The 24,311-nt window shown below is 63.0% G+C and carries 22 protein-coding genes; 9 read left to right on the forward strand and 13 right to left on the reverse strand.

The genetic code is table 11. From position 1 onward, the window contains the following. Positions 1 to 54 precede the first annotated feature (54 nt). The 3 genes from glgX to BBX50_RS28855 all read left to right on the forward strand — a co-directional run bounded on the left by glgX (position 55) and on the right by BBX50_RS28855 (position 3,143). Complete coding sequence (glgX, locus tag BBX50_RS28845; RefSeq protein WP_065778713.1) at positions 55 to 2,019, forward strand: glycogen debranching protein GlgX; 1,965 nt, start codon at positions 55 to 57, stop codon at positions 2,017 to 2,019. Positions 2,020 to 2,093: 74 nt separating this feature from the next. Then, the gene (locus tag BBX50_RS28850; protein WP_057254595.1) at positions 2,094 to 2,582 is read left to right on the forward strand and encodes a MaoC family dehydratase; all 489 of its coding nucleotides are present in this window, start codon (positions 2,094 to 2,096) and stop codon (positions 2,580 to 2,582) included. 24 nt (positions 2,583 to 2,606) lie between these two features. Further along, positions 2,607 to 3,143, forward strand: a complete 537-nt coding sequence (locus tag BBX50_RS28855; protein ID WP_083213854.1) for a GNAT family N-acetyltransferase — start codon at positions 2,607 to 2,609, stop codon at positions 3,141 to 3,143. Between the two features lie 42 nt (positions 3,144 to 3,185). Here BBX50_RS28855 and BBX50_RS28860 read toward each other — a convergent pair whose 3' ends face one another. From BBX50_RS28860 to BBX50_RS28875, 4 genes are read right to left on the reverse strand one after another with little or no spacing between them, the layout of a single operon-like run. Beyond that, positions 3,186 to 3,737 carry a sarcosine oxidase subunit gamma gene (locus BBX50_RS28860; RefSeq protein ID WP_065778715.1) on the reverse strand — a complete coding sequence of 184 codons (552 nt, stop codon included), beginning with the start codon at positions 3,735 to 3,737 and terminating at the stop codon, positions 3,186 to 3,188. Then, positions 3,730 to 6,723: a sarcosine oxidase subunit alpha gene (locus tag BBX50_RS28865; RefSeq protein WP_065778716.1), complete on the reverse strand. Its 2,994-nt coding sequence runs from the start codon at positions 6,721 to 6,723 to the stop codon at positions 3,730 to 3,732. The genes BBX50_RS28860 and BBX50_RS28865 overlap by 8 nt, the downstream gene beginning before the upstream one ends. Beyond that, positions 6,720 to 7,040 (reverse strand): sarcosine oxidase subunit delta, encoded by a 321-nt coding sequence (locus BBX50_RS28870; RefSeq protein WP_065778717.1) that lies wholly within the window; start codon positions 7,038 to 7,040, stop codon positions 6,720 to 6,722. The genes BBX50_RS28865 and BBX50_RS28870 overlap by 4 nt, the downstream gene beginning before the upstream one ends. A 10-nt stretch (positions 7,041 to 7,050) precedes the next feature. Beyond that, positions 7,051 to 8,304: a sarcosine oxidase subunit beta family protein gene (locus tag BBX50_RS28875; protein WP_065778718.1), complete on the reverse strand. Its 1,254-nt coding sequence runs from the start codon at positions 8,302 to 8,304 to the stop codon at positions 7,051 to 7,053. Between the two features lie 332 nt (positions 8,305 to 8,636). Here BBX50_RS28875 and rpsU point away from each other — a divergent pair, with 332 nt between their 5' ends. The 3 genes from rpsU (at position 8,637) to BBX50_RS28890 (ending at position 10,620) form a co-directional block, all read left to right on the forward strand. Continuing rightward, on the forward strand, positions 8,637 to 8,849 hold the full coding sequence (rpsU, locus tag BBX50_RS28880) for a 30S ribosomal protein S21 (RefSeq protein WP_034786884.1): 213 nt from the start codon (positions 8,637 to 8,639) through the stop codon (positions 8,847 to 8,849). Positions 8,850 to 9,110: 261 nt separating this feature from the next. Beyond that, the gene (locus BBX50_RS28885; RefSeq protein WP_065778719.1) at positions 9,111 to 9,998 is read left to right on the forward strand and encodes a tetratricopeptide repeat protein; all 888 of its coding nucleotides are present in this window, start codon (positions 9,111 to 9,113) and stop codon (positions 9,996 to 9,998) included. Between the two features lie 145 nt (positions 9,999 to 10,143). Next, positions 10,144 to 10,620 carry a DUF992 domain-containing protein gene (locus BBX50_RS28890; RefSeq protein WP_065778720.1) on the forward strand — a complete coding sequence of 159 codons (477 nt, stop codon included), beginning with the start codon at positions 10,144 to 10,146 and terminating at the stop codon, positions 10,618 to 10,620. Positions 10,621 to 10,749: 129 nt separating this feature from the next. Here BBX50_RS28890 and BBX50_RS28895 read toward each other — a convergent pair whose 3' ends face one another. From BBX50_RS28895 to BBX50_RS28920, 6 genes are all read right to left on the reverse strand, one after another. Beyond that, positions 10,750 to 12,150 carry an NAD(P)(+) transhydrogenase (Re/Si-specific) subunit beta gene (locus BBX50_RS28895; protein ID WP_065778721.1) on the reverse strand — a complete coding sequence of 467 codons (1,401 nt, stop codon included), beginning with the start codon at positions 12,148 to 12,150 and terminating at the stop codon, positions 10,750 to 10,752. Between the two features lie 10 nt (positions 12,151 to 12,160). Beyond that, entirely contained in the window at positions 12,161 to 12,571 is a 411-nt protein-coding gene (locus BBX50_RS28900) for an NAD(P) transhydrogenase subunit alpha (protein WP_057254587.1), read from the reverse strand. Next, a complete protein-coding gene (locus tag BBX50_RS28905; protein WP_065778722.1) occupies positions 12,571 to 13,716 on the reverse strand; it encodes a Re/Si-specific NAD(P)(+) transhydrogenase subunit alpha in 1,146 nt (381 codons plus the stop codon). The genes BBX50_RS28900 and BBX50_RS28905 overlap by 1 nt, the downstream gene beginning before the upstream one ends. Positions 13,717 to 14,159: 443 nt before the next feature. Continuing rightward, a complete protein-coding gene (locus tag BBX50_RS28910; RefSeq protein ID WP_065778723.1) occupies positions 14,160 to 14,384 on the reverse strand; it encodes an aa3-type cytochrome c oxidase subunit IV in 225 nt (74 codons plus the stop codon). 232 nt (positions 14,385 to 14,616) lie between these two features. Then, on the reverse strand, positions 14,617 to 15,339 hold the full coding sequence (locus tag BBX50_RS28915; protein ID WP_244513243.1) for a hypothetical protein: 723 nt from the start codon (positions 15,337 to 15,339) through the stop codon (positions 14,617 to 14,619). Between the two features lie 281 nt (positions 15,340 to 15,620). Continuing rightward, complete coding sequence (locus BBX50_RS28920) at positions 15,621 to 17,930, reverse strand: EAL domain-containing protein (RefSeq protein ID WP_065778725.1); 2,310 nt, start codon at positions 17,928 to 17,930, stop codon at positions 15,621 to 15,623. Positions 17,931 to 18,360: 430 nt separating this feature from the next. Between BBX50_RS28920 and BBX50_RS28925 the strand changes: the two genes are divergently transcribed. Beyond that, the gene (locus BBX50_RS28925; RefSeq protein WP_065778726.1) at positions 18,361 to 19,119 is read left to right on the forward strand and encodes a gamma-glutamyl-gamma-aminobutyrate hydrolase family protein; all 759 of its coding nucleotides are present in this window, start codon (positions 18,361 to 18,363) and stop codon (positions 19,117 to 19,119) included. 42 nt (positions 19,120 to 19,161) lie between these two features. Here BBX50_RS28925 and BBX50_RS28930 read toward each other — a convergent pair whose 3' ends face one another. The 3 genes from BBX50_RS28930 to BBX50_RS28940 form a co-directional block, all read right to left on the reverse strand. Further along, the gene (locus BBX50_RS28930) at positions 19,162 to 20,130 is read right to left on the reverse strand and encodes a 2-hydroxyacid dehydrogenase (RefSeq protein ID WP_065778727.1); all 969 of its coding nucleotides are present in this window, start codon (positions 20,128 to 20,130) and stop codon (positions 19,162 to 19,164) included. 23 nt (positions 20,131 to 20,153) lie between these two features. After that, complete coding sequence (locus BBX50_RS28935) at positions 20,154 to 21,176, reverse strand: LacI family DNA-binding transcriptional regulator (protein WP_057254582.1); 1,023 nt, start codon at positions 21,174 to 21,176, stop codon at positions 20,154 to 20,156. 179 nt (positions 21,177 to 21,355) lie between these two features. Next, positions 21,356 to 21,856, reverse strand: coding sequence for a MarR family transcriptional regulator (locus BBX50_RS28940; protein WP_065778728.1), 501 nt, complete (start codon positions 21,854 to 21,856; stop codon positions 21,356 to 21,358). A 113-nt stretch (positions 21,857 to 21,969) separates the two neighbouring features. Between BBX50_RS28940 and BBX50_RS28945 the strand changes: the two genes are divergently transcribed. Together BBX50_RS28945 and BBX50_RS28950 are read left to right on the forward strand one after the other, a co-directional pair. After that, positions 21,970 to 22,761 carry a creatininase family protein gene (locus tag BBX50_RS28945; RefSeq protein WP_065778729.1) on the forward strand — a complete coding sequence of 264 codons (792 nt, stop codon included), beginning with the start codon at positions 21,970 to 21,972 and terminating at the stop codon, positions 22,759 to 22,761. Positions 22,762 to 22,847: 86 nt separating this feature from the next. Continuing rightward, the gene (locus tag BBX50_RS28950; RefSeq protein WP_065778730.1) at positions 22,848 to 24,251 is read left to right on the forward strand and encodes a hypothetical protein; all 1,404 of its coding nucleotides are present in this window, start codon (positions 22,848 to 22,850) and stop codon (positions 24,249 to 24,251) included. Positions 24,252 to 24,311: the final 60 nt, after the last annotated feature.

Consider the following 24,311-nt stretch of genomic DNA (forward strand, 5'->3'; position numbering starts at 1 on the left):
TACCCCCCTCTGCCCCAAGGACACGACTTCGACACCACGAAGAGGGCCGCCTTCATGCCGACGATCGGAAATCCACCTCTCGGTGCCACCATCACCTCCGAAGGCACGCGCTTTGCGGTCTGGTCGCGCAACGCCGCACGCGTCGATCTCTGCCTCTTCGACAAATCAGGTGCCAGGCAAGTGCGGCAGCTGCCGATGGTGCGCAATGGCGACGTGCATAGCCTGACGCTCGCCGATGCCCCGAAAGGAACGCGCTACGGATTTCGTGCCGATGGCGTCTATTCACCCGACCATGGGCTCTGGTTCGACCCGTCCAAGCTGCTGGTCGACCCCTATGCCATCGAACTTGACCGGCCGTTCCGCCATGATCCGCGCCTGACGATCTTCGACGAAGACACCGCCGATCTCGTGCCAAAGGCAATCGTGACGGAAGTGAAGACAGTCAAGCCGAAGGCGCCACTGTTTCGCGCCGGTGGCCTCATCTACGAGATCGCCGTCAAGCCTTTCACCATCCAGCATCCGGATGTGCCTGAGGCCAAGCGCGGCACGGTGGCAGCACTGGCCGAGCCCGTGATCATCGAGCATCTCAAGCGCTTGGGTGTCTCGGCGATCGAACTGATGCCGATCGTCGCCTGGATCGACGAGCGCCATCTGCCGCCGCTCGGGCTCAAGAACGGCTGGGGCTACAATCCGATCGCGCCCATGGCGCTCGATCCGCGCCTGGTGCCCGGTGGCATCAAGGAACTACGCAAGACCGTCGAAACACTGCGCAAGGCCGGCATCGGCGTCATCCTCGATCTCGTCTTCAATCACTCCGGCGAAAGCGACCGCTTCGGCACGACGCTGTCGATGCGCGGACTCGACAATCTGACCTATTATCGTCACGTGACCGACCGGCCGGGCGAACTGATCAACGATACCGGCTGCGGCAATACGATCGCCTGCGATCATCCGGTGGTCGAGGCGCTGATCCTCGACAGCCTCCACCATTTCGTGCATGCCGCCGGGGTCGATGGCTTCCGCTTCGACCTTGCCTCGATCCTCGGCCGCGACATGGGCGGCTTCCATCGCGATGCCCGGCTCTTCCAGGCGATATCAGCCGATCCGCTGCTTGCCGACCGCGTGCTCGTCGCCGAGCCCTGGGATATCGGTCCTGGCGGCTACCAGCTCGGCAACTTCCCCTCCCCCTTCCTCGAATGGAACGACCGTGCCCGCGACGACATCCGCATCTACTGGCGGGGCGACCGTCATGCGATCGGCGCGCTGGCGACGGCCGTTGCCGGCTCGTCGAACAGTTTTTCCCGCTGGGGCGAGAGCGGGACGCGGACCGTCAACTTCATCGCCGCCCATGACGGCTTCACGCTTGCCGACCTCGTTTCCTATGCCGGCAAGCACAACGAGGCCAACGGCGAGGAGAACCGCGACGGCCACAACGAAAACCACTCCTGGAACAATGGTGCGGAAGGTCCGACGACCGATCCGGAAATCCTCACCGCTCGCCGCCACGACGCGATGGCGCTGCTTGGCACGCTGTTTGCCACCCGCGGAACGATCATGCTGACGGCCGGCGACGAAGGCGGACGCTGCCAGCAGGGCAACAACAACGCCTATTGTCAGGACAACGCCATCACCTGGCTCGACTGGAAAGCAATGGACGAAGAGATCGTTGCCCACACTGCTGCCCTGTCAGCAATGCGCAGTCGCTTCAGTGTTTTTGATGAGAGCACGTTCCTGAGCGGAAACGGCGATGTCGATTGGCGGCGGCTGGACGGACATCCCATGACGACAGGCGATTGGGAGCATCCGGCAACGGACAATCTGATGATGGTGCTCGCCACCCGTGACCGCGTGCAGAAGCGGGCGACGCGCCTTGCCGTCGTCATCAACCGCAGCCACGCACCCCACCCCGTCAGACTTCCTGACAGCATCGACGGAAAGTGGCAGGACGTGCTGGCAGGACCTGCCATTCCGGACCATGTCGCGCCGCGGTCCGTCACCTTCGTTGTCGAATTTTTCTAAAGCTTTTCCACCACTTGCAGGTTGCACCGGGCCGGCCTATAGATCGTTCGGGGGGCTTGTTTTAGGGCGTTCACATGCTGCAGGACATTTCACTTTCTGAGATCAAGGTACTGGTCGGCAAGGAAGTCGGCGTTTCCGACTGGATCACGGTCACACAGGAAACGATCGACAAGTTCGCCGAAGCGACCAGCGACTACCAGTACATCCACGTCGATCCGGTGCGCGCCGCCGCGGAAACGCCCTTTGGCGGCACGATTGCGCATGGCTTCCTGTCGCTCTCGCTGCTTTCGGCCATGAACTACAATTGCCTGCCGAAGATCCGCGAACAGACCATGGGCATCAACTACGGCTTCGAGAAGGTACGCTTCATCGCGCCGGTGAAAAGCGGCGCCAAGGTGCGCGGCCATTTCGTGATGGCCGATGCGCGCTTCCGCGGAGCCAGCATGCTGATGATCACTTACGACGTCAGCGTCGAGATCGAAGGCGAACGCAAGCCGGCGCTGACGGCCACGTGGCAGACGATCATCCAGTTCGACCCCAAGGACCGGCCGGCAGATGCGTGAGCCTCGCGCCGCCGGGTGAACCCCATGACCACTACCGTGACCATCGAGCCAGCCGACGACCGTTTTGCCGCTGATTTTGCCGGTTGCGACTTTTCCTTCGACGTGACGTGCGAAGCGCTGCCGCCCTTCATCGGCCCCGGTCTTGGTGCCGTCGGGGCGGTCGAAGCCTACACCAAGACCTACGAAGCCGATCCGCAAGAGCTGACGGACGCTGCCGCGGAGCCGGACGCTGCCCTGTTTGCCGCACGCGTTGACGGCAGGTTTGCCGGCTACATCGCGCTGTCGAAGGCGTGGAACGGGCTTGCCGAGGTCGACGATATCGCGGTCGACAGAGACGCTCGCCGCGCGGGCGTGGCCAAAGCACTCATGGACCGGGCGGTATCATGGGCGAAGGAGCACGACCTGCCGGGGATGCGACTTGAAACGCAGTCGAACAATGTCGCGGCCTGCCGGTTCTACGAGCGCTACGGTTTCGAGCTCGCCGGTTACGATCGCCATCTCTATGCCGCCCTGACGCCTGGCACCCGCGAGATCGCGCTCTACTGGTACTTGCACTTCTGAAGGACGTTGGGGAGACGCCTGCCTGGCATCTCCCCAATCTCATCAATGGCCGGCGTCGGCCGCCCCTTCGGACAGCAGCCCGAAGACGAAGGGCGAGAACGACCGCCAGCATTCGACGCGGAACTGATCCTCAGCCATGCGCAACAGAACGATCTCCGCCTTGCCGAGGATCGTGCGCGAGCAGGCGCCAACCGGAAAGATCGGCAGCGACAGATCCTGCGGGCAGCCGCTGTTAACAGCCACGTCCGCGCCCGGACCGCTGACGATGACGGCAACGTTGCGATGCGAGATGTCGACCGCCGAATGCAGCGTGCCGCTCGAGGCAGCCGCCGCCATCAGGTCGGCCTCGCTCTCGTCGATCACCAGCCACTCGTCGGGACCGATCCACAGCGCATGGCGCTGGCCTGACGAGGCCGAGGTCTTCGGCCGCGTTGGCAGCGTGACGCCGAGCGCTGCCGAGAGCGCCGGCAGAGCATCGGCGCCCGCGCGCAACGACATGCGCGTTGCCGCCGGTGCCGGTGTCAGGATCGCCTCGGCCGAGCCGCCGCGCGAGGTGAGCGCCGCCCTGCGGCTTGCAGTAACCTGGTCAGCCATGGAGGCGGCCCCCTTCCTTGTCAAAGAACACCATGTCGCTCACTTCGACGGCGATGGTGCGATCGGTCATCGGCACGTAGAGCGTCTGTCCCAGGCGCTCGCGGCCACCGGCAACCGTGGCCAGCGCGATCGAGCGACCGCAGTTTTCCGACCAGTAGGACGACGTCACGTGTCCAAGCATGGTCATTGGCTTCGGCTGGTTCGGATCGGCGACGATCTGCGCGCCTTCCTCCAGCACCACCTTGGGATCCTTGGTCAAAAGACCGACGAGCTGCTTGCGGCCGTCCTTGACGAGATCCGGGCGCTTGAGGCCGCGGATGCCGACGAAGTCGGGCTTCTTCTTGGAGACCGCCCAGGAAAGGCCGGCGTCATCAGGCGTCAGCGTCCCATCGGTATCCTGACCGACGATGATGTAGCCCTTCTCGGCGCGCAACACGTGCATGGTTTCCGTGCCATAGGCGCAGGCGCCCATCGGCTCGGCCCGTGCCCAGATTGCTTCCCAGACCGCCTGGCCATAATCGGCAGGCACGTTGACTTCGAAGCCGAGTTCGCCGGTGAACGACATACGGAAGAGCCTTGTCGGCACGCCGCAGATCTTGCCCTCGGCAACGCTCATATGCGGGAAGGCCTCGTTGGAAAGGTCGATGCCTTCGACCAGCGGCGCGATGATCTCGCGCGCCTTCGGCCCCTGAACGGCGATGACGGCCCATTGTTCCGTCGTCGAGGTCAGCCACACCTTCAGGTGCGGGAACTCGGTCTGCAGATAGTCTTCCATGTGGTTCATGACGCGCGGCGCACCGCCGGTCGTCGTCGTCACGTGGAAGCGGTCCTCTGCCAGGCGACCAACCACGCCATCGTCATAGACGAAGCCGTCGTCGCGCAGCATGATGCCGTAGCGGCAGCGGCCAGGCTTCAGGTTGTCCCAGGCGTTGGTGTACATGAGATTGAGGAACTGGGCCGCATCCGGGCCGACGACCTCGATCTTGCCGAGCGTCGAAGCATCAAAGACGCCCGCGACGTCACGCACCGTCTTGCACTCGCGCCCAACCGCCTCGTGCATGCCTTCGCCCGCCTTCGGGTAGAACCAGGCGCGCTTCCAGTTGCCGACATCCTCGAACTCGGCGCCATGCGCCTCCTCCCAGGCATGGATAGGCGTCTTGCGCGCCGGATCGAAGAGCGCCCCACGCGAGTGGTTGACGATCGTGCCGAACGTCACCGGCGTATAGGGCTGGCGGAAGGTGGTAAGGCCCACCTGCGGGATGTCCTTGCCGAGCGCTTCCGCAGCGATGGCGAGGCCATGCATGTTGGAAAGCTTGCCCTGGTCGGACGCCATGCCGTTGGTGGTGAAGCGCTTGATATGCTCGATCGAGTGCATACCTTCGCGCACCGCCAGACGAATGTCCTTGGCGCAGACGTCGTGCTGGAAGTCGATGAACGCCTTGACGGTCGTGTCCGGTCCAGCGCCTTCCGCAGCACCGATCATGCCGCCGGTCCAGCCGAAGCGGTTTTCGCCCGAAAGCGCCACCTGCGCTCCGCCTTCGGCACCGGCAGCGCGTGCCGTCAATTCGCCGGCGGCAAGCGCCTCGTCGATCGTTGCCTGCAGGTCGTCGGTGCCGTTGCAGGCGCCGATCGACAGGCAATCCTGCAGATAGGTGCCAGGCAGGAAGCGCTGGGTCGCCGCATCGAACTTCACCTTGCCGCGCGACTGCGAGAACAGGTGTACCGACGGCGTCCAGCCAGCCGAGACCAGCAGTGCGTCGACGGCGATCTTGCGCGCCGAACCGCCGCCGTTTCGGGCAACACTGATCGAATTGACCCGCAGCTTGCCGCCGGCCTTGATCACCGAGTGCCCGGTCAGCACCTCGATGCCGAGCTTGCGCGCTTCGGCAAGAACGGCCTCGCCCGGATTTTCGCGGCAGTCGACGATCGCAGCCACCGACACGCCGGCGCGCTTCAGGTCGAAGGCGGCCTCATAGGCCGAGTCATGGGCGGTGTAGACGCCGACCTTCGAGCCGACCGAGACGCCGAAGTGGTTGAGATAGGTGCGGCCAGCCGAGGCGAGCATGATGCCCGGACGGTCGTTGTTGGCGAACACCATATGCCGCTCGATCTGGCCGTTGGCGAGGATCACCTTCTTGGCCCGCACCTGCCACAGCCGCTCGCGCGGCAGTGACTTGTCGAGCGCCGCGAGGTGATCGGTCACCCGTTCGACCAGGCCGACGAAATTGTGGTTGTAGTAACCGAAGCCGGTGGTGCGCGTCAGCAGCGTGACATTGTCCATGGCGGAGAGCGCCTTGGCGGTTTCCTGCGCCCAGTCCCAGCCGTCTTTGCCATCGATCGTCGTGCCGCTCTCATAGCGCAGCGCACCACCGACTTCCGGCTGCTCATCGCAGATGATCACCTTGGCGCCGGCCTTGGCCGCGGCAAGGGCCGCCGAGAGGCCAGCGACGCCGGCACCAATGACGAGGACGTCGCAATGGGCGTAGCGGCTGGCATAGTGGTCCGGATCGGCTTCCGTCGGGGCGACGCCGAGGCCGGCCGCACGACGGATGAACGGTTCATAGATCGCATGCCAGGCGGCCTTCGGCCACATGAAGGTTTTGTAGTAGAAGCCGGCGGCGAAGAACGGCGACAGGAGATCGTTGAAACCACCGACGTCGAAGGCGAGCGACGGCCAGCGGTTCTGCGATTCCACCTTCATGCCATCGAAGACTTCCTGCACCGTGGCGCGCACGTTCGGTTGGCGGCGGGCGGCATCGCGCGACACGTCCATAAGCGCGTTTGGCTCCTCCGCGCCGGCCGAGAGAATGCCGCGCGGGCGGTGATACTTGAATGAGCGACCGACGAGGTGAATGCCGTTGGCAAGCAGCGCCGAGGCGACGGTGTCGCCTTCAAGCGCCGTCAACGTGCGGCCGTCGAAGGTGAAGCGCGCGGTGCGGGCCGGTGTCAGGCGGCCGACACCTGGAATGCGATTGGCGCCCATCATTTCGCGGCTCCCTTGTCCTGCTCGCTCTGAAGAATGGCGGCGATATCAGGCTTGGGCTCGCCGGCCTTGTAGGTGGTGTAGAAGCGGTCGCTGACCGTGTCGCGGGCGGCGTTGAAGAAACGGCCGCAGCCATGGATATGGCGCCAACGCTCGAAGATCAGACCTTTCGGGTTCTGACGGAGGAAGAAGTATTCCTCGAACTCTTCGTCGGTGATGTCGGCAATGTTCTCCGGACGGGCGATATGGGCGTCGCCGGCGCCGCGGAATTCGAGCTCGGAGCGCTCTTCCTCGCAATAGGGGCAATAGATCAGAAGCATCTCGAAATCCTCAGTGCGCAACGGCGGCGGCAGCCGCCTCGTCGATGAGCCGGCCGGTACGGAAGCGCTCCAGCGTCAGCCCTGCGGCCAGACGATGCGGCTCGCCCTTGGCGATCAGATGGGCGAACAGGTTGGCCGAACCCGGCGTCGCCTTGAAGCCGCCCGTACCCCAGCCGGCATTCAGGAACAGGCCGGGCACCGGCGTGACGCCCTGGATCGGCGAGCGGTCCTGGGTGACATCGACGATGCCGCCCCACTGGCGCATCATCTTGACGCGGCGGAACATCGGGAAGAGCTCGCAGATCGCATCAAGCGTATGGGTGATGATCTGCAGGCCGCCGGTCTGCGAATAGGAATTGTACTGGTCGGTGCCGGCCCCGATGACGAACTCGCCCTTGTCGGACTGAGAGATATAGGCATGCACGGAGTTCGACATGACGACGCAGGGGAAGATCGGCTTCAACGGCTCGGAAACCAGCGCCTGCAGCGGCTGGCTCTGCAGCGGCACGCGCACGTCGGCCATCTGCATCAGCACCGAGGTGTGGCCGGCGGCGGAGATGCCGACCTTCTTGGCGCCGATATGACCGCGGTTGGTGTCGACGCCGACGACCCGGCCGGTCTCGTCGCGGCGAATACCGGTGACTTCGCAGTTCTGGATGATATGTACGCCGCGGTCGGAAGCGGCGCGTGCGTAACCCCAGGCAACCGCGTCGTGGCGCGCCGTACCGCCACGGCGTTGAAGGGCTGCGCCATTGATCGGGTAGCGCGCTGTCTTGGCGATATCGAGCGGCGGACAATAGGCCTTGGCCTGTTCCGGGGTCAGCCATTCATTGTCGATGCCGTAGAGACGGTTGGCATTGATATGGCGCTTGAACGACTGCTGGTCATGGATGTTGTGCGACAGCATCATGACGCCGCGCGGCGAGTACATGACGTTGTAGTTCAGATCCTGCGACAGGTTTTCCCAGAGCTTCAGCGAATGCTCGTAGATGTCCATGCTCTCTTCATAGAGATAGTTGGACCGGATGATCGTTGTGTTGCGGCCGGTATTACCGCCGCCGATCCAGCCCTTTTCGAGCACGGCGACGTTGGTCATGCCATGCTCCTTGGCGAGGTAATAGGCTGCACCCAGGCCGTGGCCGCCGCCACCGATGATGATCACGTCGTATTCCTTGCGCGGCTCCGGCGACGCCCAGTGCGGGCCCCATCCCTTGTGGCCGCGCAGCGCCTCGCGCGCCACGGCGAAAACTGAGTATTTGCGCATTGGCCTTAAACTCCATGAACCCCGGTGATCATTCTCGTTGGCGTTAGAAATCGCAAATCCGACGCCCGCGCAACGTTTCTTTTGCGACGCAATTGCGTGGACTTGCGCGCAGTTGCGACATGGCTACGGATCGGTTACCCGGCAAGGCGGAACCGCCGCAGCGCCCGCAACTGAGGATTTTTCAGCGCCTCCTCATGTCGTCGCTGGACTTTCATTGAGCGATCTGGTATCCGCTCGTCTAATCGTAAAGCTTCCAGCTTAGCGAATGTTATTCTTTTGCCTCCGGCACCTGACGGAGATGCAAACAACTCGAACCAAGGAACGGGATTCACGTGCAGGTACTTGTCCGCGATAACAATGTCGATCAGGCGCTCCGCGCTCTCAAGAAGAAGATGCAGCGCGAAGGCATTTTCCGCGAAATGAAGATGCGTGATTACTACGAAAAGCCGTCCCAGAAGCGCGCCCGCGAAAAGGCCGAAGCCGTTCGCCGCGTCCGCAAGCTGGCACGCAAGCGTGCACAGCGCGAAGGCCTCCTGGCCCGCTGATTTGTCGTTTTTTCGACGCTATTCGATGTAAGTCGTGGCGGGGGCGAAATATCGCCACCGCCTTTTTTTGGTATGGACATCTTTTCCGCCGACAGGCTAGCGTGCTCGACGCTGCCACCGGCGGACGACCGACCGGAGTGTTTGGCCGGTGGTCTGCTGGAGCCTGAACAGGCCCGGCTGCGGAGCCCGCGGGGAGTTTCGGGGTTCCGGGAACGGAAAGCCAACGGCTTTCGAGACCTTGTCGATTTGAGGGATCAACCTTTGACACTTGCTGCCATGACTGCGGACGTCTCCGGTTTCACTGCCCATGAGGCGTCTCGCCGCCACCAGCGCAAGCCGAGGCTTGCCGCAATGCTGATCCTCGGCTCGGCCCTTCTTCTGGCGGGCTGCACGACCGACGGCCCCGACTCCGTGACCAATAGGGTCGAGCGCGAACAGGGTTCGCAGGAGAACATCGCCTCGCTCTCGAGCGTCATCGCCTCCAACCCGAGCGATCCCGAAGGTTACAATGTCCGCGGCTCGGCCTACGGCCGCGCCGGAGAATATCGCCGCGCCATTGCCGACTTCGATCAGGCGATCCAGCTGAACCCGCGTTTCTATCAGGCCTATGCCAACCGGGCGCTCGTTCATCGCAACATGGGCAACACCCAGGCAGCCCTTGCCGATTACAACATGGCGCTGCAGCTCAACGCCAACTATGACGTCGCCTATATCGGCCGCGGCAATCTCTATCGCCAGGCCGGCCAGCTCGATTCCGCCTTCAATGACTTCAACAAGGCGATCCAGCTCGACACGACCGATCCGCGCGCCTACCACAATCGTGGCCTGATCTATCAGGCGCGCAATCAGCACGGCCAGGCGATCGAAGACTTCTCGACCGCGATCTCGCTGTCGCCGAGCTCACCGGAGCCCTACAACGGCCGCGGCATCTCCTATGTCGCCCAGGGCGACGACGACAACGCCTTCTCGGACTTCAACACCGCGATCAACCTCAACGGCAAGGTCGCTGAATCCTGGGCCAACCAGGCGCTGATCTACGAGCGCAAGGGCGACAAGGCCAAGGCATCGAAGTCCTATTCGCATGCGCTGCAGCTCGATCCGAAATACGAGCCGGCGCGCGCCGGTCTTGCCCGCGTCAAGGCGTCGTAAGGCTCCCCAATCCTATTTTCCGAACGCCCGCGAACACTTCGCGGGCGTTTTCGTTTGCGTGTGCCCGCGCCTAATCACTCCGCAACGGCGGAACCTTCCTGGCGTCCGTTCGTTTGCCTGAAGCGTTAAGAACGGAGACTGAGCCATGATCAAACGAACCCTCGTCACGGCACTGGCGCTTGCCGCGCTCGCCACCGGCCCCACCGCTGCGCAGAATTACGTAGCCCTCGGTCGCCTCGTCTGTGGTTCGGAAGGCGGCACCGGCATGATTGTCACCTCGACGAAAAATCTGATGTGCACCTTCACGCCCACCAACGGTGGACCGAAGGCCGTCTACGCCGGCACGATCCGCAAGATCGGCATCGACATCGGCAAGACCGGCAAGAGCACGATGGTCTGGGACGTTTTTGCCAAGACAGGAACGCCGATCAGCGAGTTTGCGCTTGCAGGCGAATACTACGGCGTTGGCGCCGATGCGAGCCTGGCTGTCGGCGGTGGCGCCAAGGTGATCGGTGGTGGCACCAACAAGGCCTTCATGCTGCAGCCGGTCAATGTCCAGGTGCAGGAAGGCCTGAACGTCGCCGTCGGTATCGATCAGTTGACGCTGGCTCCGGCCGGCTAATCAATTCCGGGAGAACACAGAGCTTCTTCCGGGATGCGTAGCGTAAGCGTACATAGCGTGCGTAAATGCCTTCCAACGCAAAACGCCCGCCGAAAGGCGGGCGTTTTCGATCGGATTATGGCCTGAGCCTTAGGCGTGCAGCGCCTTGACAATGTCTTCCGTCACCTTCTTGGCATCGCCGAGCAGCATCATCGTGCCGTCCTTGTAGAACAGCGTGTTGTCGATGCCGGCGTAACCCGAGCCGAGCGAGCGCTTGACGAACAGGCAGGTCTTGGCCTTGTCGACATCGAGGATCGGCATGCCATAGATCGGCGACGACGGGTCGTCGCGGGCTGCCGGGTTGGTGACGTCGTTGGCGCCGATGACATAGGCGACATCCGCCTGGGCGAACTCCGAGTTGATGTCCTCGAGTTCGAACACTTCGTCGTAGGGCACGTTCGCTTCCGCGAGCAGCACGTTCATGTGACCGGGCATACGGCCGGCGACCGGGTGGATCGCGTATTTCACGTCGACGCCTGCCGCCTTCAGCTGGTCGCCAAGCTCGCGCAGGGCATGCTGTGCCTGGGCGACGGCCATGCCGTAGCCCGGAACGATGATCACCTTGGAGGCATTCGACATCAGGAACGCCGCATCGTCGGCAGCGCCCTGCTTGACCGTGCGCTGGACGCCGTCGTCGCCGCCGGCCACCGCAGTCTCGCCGCCAAAGCCGCCGAGGATGACCGAGATGAACGAGCGATTCATGCCCTTGCACATGATGTAGGAGAGGATCGCACCGGAAGAGCCGACGAGCGCACCGGTGATGATCAGCGCGAGGTTGCCAAGCGTGAAGCCGATGCCGGCTGCGGCCCAACCCGAGTAGGAGTTGAGCATCGACACGACCACCGGCATGTCGGCGCCGCCGATCGGGATGATGATCAGCACGCCGAGCGCCAGCGACAGAGCAACGATCAGCCAGAACACGGTCGTGCTCTGGGTGAAGACAAGCATGATCACCAACGCGATCAGCGCCGCTGCGAGACCGGCATTGATGACGTGGCGCCCCGCAAGCAGGATCGGCTTGCCGGACATGCGGCCGTCGAGCTTGAGGAAGGCGATGACCGAACCGGTGAAGGTGACGGCGCCGATGGCGACGCCAAGCGACATTTCGACCAGCGCCTGGGCGTGGATGTCACCGACGGCGCCAATGCCGAAGCTCTCCGGCGCATACATCGCCGCGGCCGCGACCATCACCGCCGCCAGACCGACGAGCGAGTGGAAGGCGGCGACAAGCTGCGGCATCGAGGTCATGGCGATGCGCCGGGCGATAACGGCACCTGCGCCGCCGCCGATGGCGAGGCCAAGCACGATCAGCATCAGCCCGCCGAAGCTTGGCTTGGCAAGCAGCAGCGTCGTGACGATGGCGATGCCCATGCCGACCATGCCGTAGGTGTTACCCTTGCGGCTGGTGGTTGGATGCGACAGGCCACGCAGCGCCATGACAAACAGGACGCCGGAGACGAGATAGAGGAAGGCTGCGAAGTTAGCGTTCATCAGGCCGGCCTCACTTGTCTTTTTTCTTGTACATGGCGAGCATGCGCTGGGTGACGAGGAAGCCGCCGAAGATGTTGACGGCGGCCAGCACCAGCGCGACGAAACCGAAACCGGTCGCAAGCCCTGAAGCCGAAATGCCGACGGCGAGCAGCGCGCCGACGACGATGACCGAGGAGATCGCGTTGGTGACCGCCATCAGCGGCGTGTGCAGCGCCGGCGTCACCGACCAGACCACGTAGTAGCCGACGAAGATCGCCAGCACGAAGATCGCCAGGCGGAAAACGAAGGGGTCGATCGCGCCACCGGTGGCACCATGGGCGACGGCACCGGCCGCGTCCGGCACGTATTCGGCAGCGGTTCGGACCGCTTCTACCGCCCGGTCGAGATCGGCGAGCGCCTTGTCGAGAAGTTCATTCGCCATCACTTGTCCCCCTTGCTGGCGCCGAAGTTCGGATGCACCACTTGACCGCCATGGGTGAGCGCCGTCGCCTTGACGAGTTCGTCCTCCATGTTGAGCGCAAGCGCCTTGGTTTCCTTGGACACCATGGTCTCGAGGAAGGTGACGAGGTTCTTGGCATAGAGACCGGAGGCGGAAGCGGCGATGCGGCCCGGAACGTTCAGATGGCCAATGACCTTGACGCCCTCGACCTCGGCAACCTTGCCGGGCTCTGCACCCTCGACGTTGCCGCCACGTTCGACCGCGAGATCGACCGCAATCGAACCGGGCTTCATGTTTTTCAGCATGTCACGGGTGACGAGCCGCGGCGCCGGACGGCCGGGGATGAGCGCCGTGGTGATGACGATGTCCTGTTTGGCGATGTGCTCGGCGACGAGTGCCGCTTGCTTGGCCTGATACTCCTTGGACATTTCCTTGGCGTAGCCGCCAGCTGTTTCGGCCGCCTTGAACTCCTCGTCCTCGACGGCGATGAACTTGGCGCCGAGCGAGGCGACCTGTTCCTTGGCGGCCGGCCGCACATCGGTTGCCGAAACAACGGCGCCGAGACGACGGGCGGTCGCAATCGCCTGGAGACCAGCAACACCCGCACCCATGACGAAAACCTTGGCGGCCGGAACCGTACCGGCCGCGGTCATCATCATCGGCAGCGCCCGGTCATATTCGCAGGCCGCATCGATCACCGCCTGGTAGCCGGCGAGGTTCGCCTGGCTCGACAGCACGTCCATCGATTGCGCGCGGGTGATGCGCGGCATCAGTTCCATCGCAAAGGCGGTGAGCCCGGCATTCGCCATTTCGGCGATCGCCGCCTCGTTGCCGTAGGGATCCATGATGGCGATGACGATCGCCCCGGATTTGTAACCGGCAATCTCGGCGCTCGTCGGCCGGCGGACCTTCAGGACGACATCCGCCGTCTTGGCGTCGGCAATCGTGCCGATGCGGGCTCCCGCCTTCTCGAATTCTGCGTCCGGAATGCGCGACAGAAACCCGGCGCCTGCCTCGATGACGACATCGAAGCCGAGACCTTTTAGTTTTTTCACGGTATCCGGTGATGCGGCAACGCGACCCTCGTTCGGGTCCGTTTCCTTGGCGACAAAGACAATCTCGCTCACAAATCCCCCTCCTTGGCCGCAATCGAGCCAAGGCCGGAATGCGGGCATTCTCTCCGACTGCAAAGCGCGCGGCCCATCGAGCCTGCACACCCCCATATGCGTGGCACCGGGGTGCCAGGCACATATATTCTGGAAACAGACACCCCAGGCTATTCGAACCGCAGGCTATTCGACGCCGGTTCTCACTCGGCATCGCGGGTCTGTTTTCCACTCCCCCTCACGCAGTGAGGAAACACGTCCCGATGCATAGAATGCCCGGGGCATGGAGATCTCTAGGCTCTACAGCGCCGGGCGCCCAATTGGATGCACAATGGTTGCTGTAGCATATTGAAGTGCTGCGCAGCGTCGACGCCTCCAGTCGACAGCATGCCACTTCGTCCGGGCTCGCGCCCGGTCGCCGAGGAAGCGTCGAAGCTCCTCGGCAATCAGTCCGATGACGCTGATTAGCGCAGGAAGAAGAAACCCGCGACGTTGAGCAGAATGAAAAGGATGATCGAGGAGAACAAGCCCATCGTGGTGAAGAAGCCGGCAGCCATGGCGATCAGCAGGGCGACGCAGAAAAGCGTGCCGTACTTCGATGCGCTCAGGAACATGAGGTAGGTCTTCTCGTGTTCCGGATAGTCCATCGGAGCGCCCACATCGACCGGTCCAGAATGATGCTCAGCCATCGTTCAAATTCTCCCTGAATGCCACGGCGCGACCTCTGGTCATCACCGCCCCTATCGAAGCATGGTCCCGCGAAAAGCCGCGAAAACCCTTGTAGCTGCCCTTACACAATGCTTGGGCCGGGCGCAACGAAAACCCGTCCTTTAGCAGTACCTGATGGGGCGATATGTCGCGCCTGGCCGCAAGGGCGGCGCGCACGAGCGCGCCCGCCTCAGGCGAGGTTACTGCAGGCGCCTATCGGAACACGGAGGTGCGGTAGGAACGGCCGTAGCCGGTCTGCGCCATGCGCGCGGTCGGGAGAATCGTCAGCGGTGCGAACGGCACCTCGCTGCGGTCAGCAAACATCATGCGGCGCTCGAAGGGTTCGGAATCAAAGATCGGGTATCGATCAAGGATCGACGGCCGCTGCCCCCTCACCTGGGCGACGAGCAGAGCACCATCGGCGTTGTAGACGCCAAGGTTCTCGCGCTTGGCGACAACAGTCTCGGAAGCGAAGATGCGCTTGTAGAAGGCGGTGTGCCGGGGCCGGCAGGCCGTCAGGCAACGGTCGGCGGAGAAATATTCGCAGGCCATCGCCACCGGGCGCAGCGTCAGGTAGGGGAGCGCCCGCATCTCGTCGCCGATAACGTCAGGATCGACCGCCAGCCGACCCGGGTCGACCAGCACCATGCCGGCATCGAGGAACGCGTCGATCTCAGGACCGAAGATCATGCCCGAGGTGCTTGCACGGTGTTCCGGCGTGACGTGATGGACGCGCACCGTGCTGACAAGGCTCTCATCGAGGTAAATGCCGAAGACGTAAGCGTGGCTGTCGAAGTCGAGATCGTCGATCAGCGTCGAGCCGGTCAGCTCCATCAGATTGACGGACTTGTAGGACTTATAGCGCAGCCGCGCGATGTCCTCCATATCCTCGCCGGTCTCGACCCGCCGGTATTCGACACGATCGAGCAACTGCATCAGTTTTTCAGAAAAACGCCCAGGCTCCGCCTGGTGACTCATCTCACCCATACTCAACACCTCATGGTTAACAAATCGTTAACCTATTGAGTGCGCAGGGTGCGGCAACCGCAAAACGCAACTGTTCACCGTTAACTTTTCGTTAACCATGAAAATTGGCCAATTATTCGGCCGATGCGTGGACAGGCGCGTCGTTTCTGGACGAATTTAAGCTGAAGCTACAATGTGTTACGCTGAACGTGACAGTAGCAAAATGGGACGAAAACAGCGCCCGAGAGAGTTCAAGCGATGCGCTTGCTCGATGGTTTTGTGCTCCGTTTCGGCACACCATTCTTGCAGAGAGCCACAATCGCCGAGGCCGGCATGGGAGCGGCAAAGACGAAGCCTTGTATCAAATCAGCACAATTGTGCTCGTTGATGAGCTGCAACTGATCTGCCGTCTCAACGCCTTCGACGACGATGCGCAGGCCGAGGGCCCGGGCAAGGTTGGCCGTTCCACGCAGGAGCTTGAAGCGTCGCGAATCCTCGCGGATATTGCGTACGAAGGAGCGATCGATCTTGATGATGTCGACCGGCAATGCATCGAGATAGCTAAGGCTGGAATAGCCGGTGCCGAAATCGTCGATGGCAATGGTGATGCCAAGGCCGCGCAGCTCGCGCAGGATTGCCTGCACCTTGAGCGGCTCGTCCATCAGGCAGCTTTCAGTCACTTCCAGATGCAACCGCGCGGCATCAAGGCCGGTTGCCTGAAGCGCATCGGTCACCATCGTCACGATCTCGGTGCTGCGAAGGTCGAGCACGGACAGATTGACCGAGACGGACACGTCGTTCGGCCAGTCCATGCAATCGCGGCACGCCTGGTCGAGGACGAAGCGTGTGATTTCCGTGACCAGTCCAAGCTCTTCGGCGAGCTGAATGAACACGTTCGGCGGCACCGGACCGCGCTCCGGATGGGTCCAGCGCGCCAACGCCTCGCAGCACTCGACCCGGCCACCGCTCGGCGCAAACATCGGCTGGTAGGAAAGCGTCAGGCTGCGGGCATTGATTGCCTCGCGCAGATCCGCTTTCAGCTTCTGGCGATCGACGTAGCGGGCATCCATCTCGATTTCGAAGGCCGTGCAGCCACCCCGGTTGCGCAGCTTGGTTTCCGAAAGCGCCAGGTCCGCCTTGATCTGCAGATCTTCCAGGCGCAGGTCGGCGCTCGGAGTGATGACGAAGCCCGTACTCATCGTCATGTTGAAAGTAAAGCCACTGGCTTCATAGGTACCGCGCAGATCGGCGTGAAGCCCTCGCATCCGTTCTTCCAGGTCGACCAGGTCAGCCCTGTTCGGGAAGAACACCACGAACTCGTCGCCCATCAGCCGCGCAGCGATCGCCTCATCCCCGGCGAGCGCCTTCAGCCGGCCGGCGATCGCCTGCAAGAGCTTGTCGCCGACGATGTGGCCACGCATGTCATTGACGTGTTTGAACTCGGTGACGTCGAGGACCATCAGACCGACGAGCCGGTCCTCCTTGTCATCAGCACTCACCGTCGCCAGAACCAGTTCGCCGAAGTAGTCGCGGCTCGGCAGTTCCGTTAGCTTGTCGAAGCGCACCATATGCAGGATCTGCTTTTCCGCCTGCACCCGTGCTGTGACATCTTCGAAGATCAGCACCGTCTCGCCGTTATCGCGGCGGCTCGCGGAGAACTCGAGATGCAGTTCCTCACTGACCGGGATCAGCACCTGCGGACGCTTGCCCTTGAGCAGGAGATCGAGCTGGCGCGAAATCGCCCGGGTTTTCTCCGTGTCGAGCCGCATGCGCCGCGCGCCGCGGCGGAGCACGTCCTCGAGCAGCCAATCCTTCAGTTCTGTCCGGTCGCCAAGCGCCAGCAATTCGCAGGCACGCTCATTGGCAACGACGACCCGGCCGTCGCCATCGAGCATGAACAGCCCATGCGTCATGTTGTTGAGCGCCGTATCGAACTGGCCGGCGATGGTTGTGATCTCGCGCGCCGCCAGCACGTTCTCATAGAGAAAGGCGCGCACGTTGTTGGCCATCATCCAGGTGGAGAGGATGAAGGGCAGAATCAGGACGGCAAGCGCCAGCATGAACGCGTCCTGCAGCGTGATCAGGCCAAAGACGATTGGCAGGCATGCCGACGATGACAACAGCAGCACGGCTCGCTCCGAGCCGTAGTTTCGCCCGACGAGCGAAATCATCGACGCGAGCGTTACCGATATGGTGGCGAGCTCGGAAAAGGAATCTTTGCTGACCGCAATCGCATAGCCGCAGGCAATGCCACAGGTGAGCGTGACGCTGACGCCGCCGACGATGTAGCGGTTTTCCCATCGGCGCACCATCGCCCGATCGGCATTCGAGAAATCCTGCCGGTCGAACCGCGCCATGTCGAGATTGCGCAGTGCCCAGAGCACAAAGATCGCACCGGAGCAGATGAGATAGAGCGGGTCACTGGTTTTCAGGTAGACGAGCAGGAACGTCACGACATGCGACAGCATGCCGATCACCAGCGTTTTGCGATGTTCGTAGAGCGAGCTCACGGATGACAGATACACGTCAGTCGGAAGAGCGCTCTGTCCAAGTCGCATCATGAACCAAGCTCCGGTTTACCGGATTGTTAGGGGTGATGACTTAACGAAATATTTCGTCTAACGCCCCGAAAAAAGTATCGAATTGCAGAAAAATCACGGGCCGGGCGCGGTATCGCCCAAGAGTTCAACTCAGTAGTGCGAACCGCGCGGAACAATACTCGGTTTCCGCAACCAAGCATAGGTATCCGCACACTCAATGGGCTCAACCACAACTTCGGCAATTCTGCGATGCCCGCAAGCGATCCCAAACTTGCGCTTCAGATGGTTACCCGTTCTTGAAGAATTACCTGCGATTTCCTGCTGTTTCTGGATCGTGCCTGCCGCTCCTCCATCCCGGATCGACGCAGCATTCGCCGTCACCACCTTCTCAGTTGACTTTCATCCACATCTGAAGGCAAGGCTTTTCTCAAGCGTTTTACGGAGCTTGATGATGTCGAAACCTGTCGTTGCCATCCCCTGCGATTTCCGCGAATTCGACGGCAATGTCTGGCATGTCGTTGCTCATCAATATGTCCGCGCCGCTGTCGAAGGCGCAGGCGTCATGCCTTTTCTGATACCCGCGCTCGAAACCGGCAACGACATCGATGAGATCCTCGATCGCGTCGACGGCGTGCTCGCGAGCGGTGCCCGCTCCAACGTCCACCCGTCGCTTTACGGCCGTGAAGCCAGGGAGAGCGATGGTCCCTTCGATCCCGGTCGCGACGCAACCAGCCTGCCGCTCATCACCCGAGCGCTGGAGCGCGGCGTGCCGCTGCTCGCCATCTGTCGCGGCATCCAGGAACTGAACGTCGCGCTCGGCGGTACGCTCGCCACAGAGATCCAGGACCAGCCGGGTATATGGGATCACCGCAAGCCTGACGTAAAGGAACTCGACGTCGCCTATGGGATCCGTCAGGACGTCATCGTCAAGGAAGGAAGCTGCCTCGCGCCGGTGCTCGGCGCTGGGCGCATCCGCGTCAACTCGCTGCATCGCCAGGCAATCGCCGCCACTGCGCCGCGTCTGGCGATCGAAGCGGTGGCCGACGACGGCACGATCGAGGCGGTCTCGGTGATCGGCGCCAAGGCCTTCGCCGTCGGCGTACAATGGCATCCGGAATATTGGGTGCGCACCGACACGCCCTCGGCCAGCCTCTTCAAGGCATTCGGCGATGCGGTTCGAACCTATGCCGCCGCACGGCTGGCAGCCTGACAATCTTCGTTACTTCGCGTACCAGCGCTGCGGTGTCCCGTGTCAGACCGCGCGCCGCGTGAACGGCGTTTCCGGCACCGGCGTCAGCGCCTTGCCGGTCGCAAACCAGGCCTCGATATTGTCGACGACGAGATCGGCCATGGCATTGCGTGTGACCACGGACGCCGAGGCCACATGCGGCAGCAGCGAGACGTTCGCAAACGCCATCAGCGCATCTGGCACCTGCGGCTCGTTCTCGAAAACGTCGAGCCCTGCACCGGCAATCACGCCGCTCTGAAGCGCCTCGATCAGCGCCGCCTCGTCGACTGTCGAGCCGCGCCCGACATTGATCAGCACCCCGTTGCCGCCAAGTGCCGCAAGCACTTCCGCATTGACCGTATGCTTCGTCGCCTCGGTGCCAGGCACGATGACGACAAGCGTATCGACGGCCGCGGCCAGCCCGACGAGCGTCGGATGAAAGGCGTAGGGCAAGCCTTCGCGCGGGCTGCGCGTGTGATAGGCGATCGAGACGCCGAAGGCTTCAAGCCGTTTGGCGATCGCAAGCCCGATGCGACCGAGACCGTAGAGGCCAACAGTACGCCCGCGTAGGGACAGCGGCGAGAGCGGAAACGCACCCTCGCGCTTCCAGCGCCCCTGACGCAGCCATTGCTCTGCTTGCGGGAGCTGACGAACCGTATTGAGCAGCAGGCCGATGGCCGTGTCGGCCACTTCCTCGGTCAACACATCGGGCGTATTGCTGACGACGATGCCCTTAGCCACCGCATGACCGATCTCGACGCCGTCGTAACCGACGCCGAAATTGGCGATGACCTCAAGCTGCGGCAGGGCATCCATCAGCGTTCCAGGGAACCGCCCTGCAACGGCCACGGCCCGCACATCCCGCATCTCAGGCAACACTTGCGCCGGATCCGCACTGTCGATCCTGACGATCTCAAACTGCTCCGCCAACCGGTCGAGAACCCGTTGATTGATCCTTCCGGGCACGAGAACGCGAATGCGGGAGGCAGACATGTGGAATTCCCTGTTGCAGGACCTCAGGCGATGACCCGCAAGGGACCGGTTGATTGCCGGATACGCATTTCCGGCTTGATCAAATGGATGCCGTCCGGTTCGTGGCTGCCGGAGAGCTTGTCGAGAAGCGCGCGGGCCGCACTTCGGCCGACGTCGGCCTGGCCGTTCCAGACAGTCGTGAGCGCCGGTGTCGCGATCGAAGCCTCTTCCAGATCGTCGTATCCCGTGACGGAAATGTCGACGCCGGGAACGAGACCGGCACGGGCGATGCCGTTCATCATGCCGATCGCCACCAGGTCGTTCCAACAGACGACTGCCGTCGGCTTTTGCGGCAGGGAGAGCAGATGCACCGCGGCTTCGAAGCCGCCCTGTTTCGTGCGGGGACCGGGAATGCGCAACTCCGGATCGACCTCGATATTGGCCTTGCGCAGCGCGTTGACATAGCCCTGATAGCGGTCGCGGCCGGTGGACGTCTGGTCGGTGCCCCCGACCATGGCGATACAGCGGTGACCAAGGCCGATCAGATGATTGGTCGCAAGCGAAATGCCGTAGGCGTCGTCACCGCGGAAGATCGGCACATCCACGCCCTCGATCGAGCGGGCGATCAGGATCGCCGGCATGCCGTTGTCCTCGGCAAGCTGGATGTCCTCCAGCGGCGTACCGATGGCCGGCGACATGATGACGCCATCGCCACCGAGCTGCAGCAGCGTCTCGATGAAATCGCGCTGCTTGTCGACGGAATCGTAGTGGTTGGAAAGAATGAAGGTCTGCTTGTCGCGGTCGAGCTCGGCTTCGATCGCTTTCAGGATTTCGCCGTAGAACGGGTTCATGATGTCGTGCACGACGACGCCGATGATGCCGGAACGGGAGGTTCTGAGGCTGGCAGCGCGGCGGTTGTAGATGTAGCCGAGCGCGCGGGCCTGCTCCTTGATCTTGTCGCGGGTGACGGTCGCCACCAAGGGACTGTCACGCAGGGCCAGAGATACTGTTGCCGTCGAAAGACCGAGCGTTTCCGCGATCGTCGATAGCTTGACCTTTTGCGCCACGATGCCCCCTGTAAGCCCTGTTTCGCCCCCTCACCGCATCAATCCCGCGATCAGATCCGCTCGAGACAATGCAGCAAACTCCCGGCGACCTTCATGCGTCACGACGGACACGCGGGTACCGGAATTTAAACACCTATTTAAACTGTTTAAATCGCCGCTGCAATATGCGGGAACGAAGGTCAGTCAGCCGCCCGCGCTGCCTGAAGATTGCTGTCGACGGCGCGCAGCAGCTTCATCAGCGTGCGCACCTGCTTGTCGGTCAGGCCGCGGGTGGCGAGCGCTTCCGAGTGCTGGCCAGCTTCGGCGATGATCTGCAGCCGGTTGCGACCGGGCTCGGTGAGGTAGACCTTGGTGAGCCGCGCATCGTCCTCGTCCGGGCGACGCTCGAGAAACCCTTGCGCCTCCATGCGGCCGATCGTGCGGGTCATGGTCGGCGCCTTGACCCCGAGCCTCGTGGCAAGCCCGCCTGCGGTCATGCCGTCGGTTTCGGCGAGCGCCAGCATCACGCCGTCCTGACCGGCATAGAGGCCGCTTTCGAGCAGATTGCGGGAGAGCACCGTGCGCATGGAGCGCGCGGCTTGAACGAGGATGGCGGCCAGATCGTGCGGCTCATCGGCCAGGAACTCGTCCTTCTTCTTGCCGTTCTTGCCCTTCTTTTCGGCCTTGTTCTTCTTGCCCATTGGACCTCCTGCCGAATCCCGTCTCGCACACTTATAACAATACAGCTTGCGATTACGAACTGTATGACTCAAATAACAATTTTACGACAATTGACGTGGAGGATCGAAGAGAAATGTCGATGCCCAGGCCGCGATGGCAGGACAATCCGACCGATCTTCCAGCCGCCGCCCGGCGCGACTGGATCGCGGTGCTGCCGCTCGGCGCGCATGAACAGCACGGGCCCCACCTGCCCTTCGAAACCGACACGCTGATTGCCGGCGGCATCGTCGAGCGAACAATCGCCGCCCTGCCCACGGACCTCCCCGCCACCTTCCTGCCGGTCGAGCCGGTCGGTTACTCGATCGAGCACATGGACGTTGCCGGCAGCCGCTCGCTTGCCTACGGCGAGGCGGTCGAGCGCTGGCTCGGCATCGCCGCCAGTCTCCATGAGCAGGGCATCCGCAAGTTCGTAATGCTCAACGCCCATGGCGGCAACTCGCCGTTGATGACGATCGTCGCCACAGAGGCGCGCGTGCGCTTCGACATCCTGGCGGTTGCGACAAGCTGGACCCGCTTCGGCCAGCCGGACGGCTGGATTTCGCCCGAGGACAAGGCTCTCGACATTCATGGCGGCGACATCGAGACCTCGGTGATGCTGGCGCTCAATCCCGATAAGGTCGACATGACGAAGGCGGGCCATTTCCCCTCCAGGCAGCGCGAATTTGCTGCGCGCTTCAAGCACCTGCGCGCCTACGGTCCCCACGCCTTCGGCTGGAAGATGCGTGATCTCAACGCCGACGGCGTCGCCGGCGACGCCTCGGTTGCGACCGCGGCGCGCGGCGAGATGCTGATCGCCCATGCCGTGAAAGGCTTTCTCGAATTGCTGGAAGATGTCAGGGATTTCGATCCGGCCGAACTCGGCTGACAACGGATACGGCGGCCCCGGCAAACACTTTCTTTGCGCTTTTGCGCTATCAGATGCGCGAACGGAAAGCGTAGGGCAGAGAACCCATGGCGAAGATCATTGCGCTCGGCGCCTATTTCTACCAGGCCGTCATCGCCTTCGGCCTGCTGATCGTCGTCGCCCACTGGCTGGCGCCGGCCGACTATGCCAGCTACTCGCTGTTCATCTCCATCTGCCAGTTCGCGGCGATCGCCGCCTTCGAGTGGGTCCGGTTTGCCTGCACGCGCTTTTATCCGGGGCCGGACGCGGCAAGCGAGGCGGCAGAACGGCGCACGATCCTGGTCGAGACCGTGGCCTGCGCCGCCCTCTGCCTGGTCGCGGCAGGCGCGTCCTTGCTCTTCGGCGTGCCGCCTGTCGTGGCGCTCGTCGGCGGTCTGGTCTCGATCGCTCAGGGCGGCAGCGACCTGCATCTGACGATGTTGCGGTTCCGCCAGGATTTCCGGGCCTTCTCCGTGCTGCAGGGTTCGCGCGCGACCATCCTTGCCACCGGCACGCTTGCCGGCGCGCTGGTGTCGCCAGGCTTTCTCCCGACGGTCACGGGCCTTCTCGCCGGCTATGCCGCCTACGGGCTTCTGGCATATTTTCTCTCGCACCGCACCGCCACAAGCCCCGCCGTGGCGCTCGACAGAGCCCGGGTGCGCAAGCATCTCGTCTATGGCAGCGTCTCGGCCGGCGCCGCGACGGCCGCGATGTTCGCACCTTTGGCGCTGAAAGCGATCCTGACATCGGCGCTCGGAACGACGGGCGCTGCGGGCGCGCTTCTCGCGCTTGACCTCCTGCAACGCCCGTTCGTGCTCATCGTTTCTGCGCTGCAGGCGATCCAGTATCCGGAGATCGTCGCCGCACACGACCGGGGTGAAGATCGCGCAAGCCTGCGGCGTCAGCTCGGCCAATATTACGCACTGCTGACGAGCTTCGCGCTGATGATGGCCGCCGGCATTTTCGCCGTCCTCCTGCCGGCCACGTGGCTCGTCATCAGCCCGGAGCTGCAGGAGGGATTCCTCGCGACCGCGCCCGCCATCATCGTGCTTTCGCTTGTGCGCACGCTGACGCAGATCATGTCGCCGACGCCGCTGCACTTAAAGCAGCGCCTTGCGCTGATCCTGCTGCTCGCCGTCGTCGATTGCGTGCTGTTAAGTCTCGGCGCCCTCATTGCCCTTGAGCTGCTTGGCGCGAATGATGCGGCTCTCGCTGGCGGTGGCGCCATCGGAGCCATCCTTGCGGCCCTTGTCGGCCTGCGACTGATGGCCTCGCTTGCCTTCGACCTCACCTGGCCACCGGTACTCCTGGCCGCTGCCGGGCTCTGCGCCGCCGCCCTTGCCTTTTCCCTGTCCCGCGAGGCGAGCTATGTCACGATCGGTGCCGGCATCGTCGTTGGCGGCCTTCTCTGCCTGCTGGCACTCAACCAGTTGCGATTGATGACGCGGGCTCCGCGAACCGACGCCGCCTAGCTGCTAAGAAAAACTGCACGAATTTCCGGTTAGATCGCCGCCGAAACAAGCGGGGAGCAC

Origin of the sequence: Ensifer sp. LC11 (assembly GCF_001695835.1) — a bacterium.
Lineage (GTDB): Bacteria > Pseudomonadota > Alphaproteobacteria > Rhizobiales > Rhizobiaceae > Ensifer.

Coding starts and splice junctions, on each gene's coding strand:
- glgX (WP_065778713.1), top strand. CDS start 55: ATGCCGACGATCGGAAATCCACCTCTCGGTGCCACCATCACCTCCGAA.
- BBX50_RS28850 (WP_057254595.1), top strand. CDS start 2,094: ATGCTGCAGGACATTTCACTTTCTGAGATCAAGGTACTGGTCGGCAAG.
- BBX50_RS28855 (WP_083213854.1), top strand. CDS start 2,607: ATGACCACTACCGTGACCATCGAGCCAGCCGACGACCGTTTTGCCGCT.
- BBX50_RS28860 (WP_065778715.1), bottom strand. CDS start 3,737: ATGGCTGACCAGGTTACTGCAAGCCGCAGGGCGGCGCTCACCTCGCGC.
- BBX50_RS28865 (WP_065778716.1), bottom strand. CDS start 6,723: ATGATGGGCGCCAATCGCATTCCAGGTGTCGGCCGCCTGACACCGGCC.
- BBX50_RS28870 (WP_065778717.1), bottom strand. CDS start 7,040: ATGCTTCTGATCTATTGCCCCTATTGCGAGGAAGAGCGCTCCGAGCTC.
- BBX50_RS28875 (WP_065778718.1), bottom strand. CDS start 8,304: ATGCGCAAATACTCAGTTTTCGCCGTGGCGCGCGAGGCGCTGCGCGGC.
- BBX50_RS28890 (WP_065778720.1), top strand. CDS start 10,144: ATGATCAAACGAACCCTCGTCACGGCACTGGCGCTTGCCGCGCTCGCC.
- BBX50_RS28895 (WP_065778721.1), bottom strand. CDS start 12,150: ATGAACGCTAACTTCGCAGCCTTCCTCTATCTCGTCTCCGGCGTCCTG.
- BBX50_RS28900 (WP_057254587.1), bottom strand. CDS start 12,571: ATGGCGAATGAACTTCTCGACAAGGCGCTCGCCGATCTCGACCGGGCG.
- BBX50_RS28910 (WP_065778723.1), bottom strand. CDS start 14,384: ATGGCTGAGCATCATTCTGGACCGGTCGATGTGGGCGCTCCGATGGAC.
- BBX50_RS28915 (WP_244513243.1), bottom strand. CDS start 15,339: ATGCAGTTGCTCGATCGTGTCGAATACCGGCGGGTCGAGACCGGCGAG.
- BBX50_RS28920 (WP_065778725.1), bottom strand. CDS start 17,930: ATGATGCGACTTGGACAGAGCGCTCTTCCGACTGACGTGTATCTGTCA.
- BBX50_RS28925 (WP_065778726.1), top strand. CDS start 18,361: ATGTCGAAACCTGTCGTTGCCATCCCCTGCGATTTCCGCGAATTCGAC.
- BBX50_RS28930 (WP_065778727.1), bottom strand. CDS start 20,130: ATGTCTGCCTCCCGCATTCGCGTTCTCGTGCCCGGAAGGATCAATCAA.
- BBX50_RS28940 (WP_065778728.1), bottom strand. CDS start 21,856: ATGGGCAAGAAGAACAAGGCCGAAAAGAAGGGCAAGAACGGCAAGAAG.
- BBX50_RS28945 (WP_065778729.1), top strand. CDS start 21,970: ATGTCGATGCCCAGGCCGCGATGGCAGGACAATCCGACCGATCTTCCA.
- BBX50_RS28950 (WP_065778730.1), top strand. CDS start 22,848: ATGGCGAAGATCATTGCGCTCGGCGCCTATTTCTACCAGGCCGTCATC.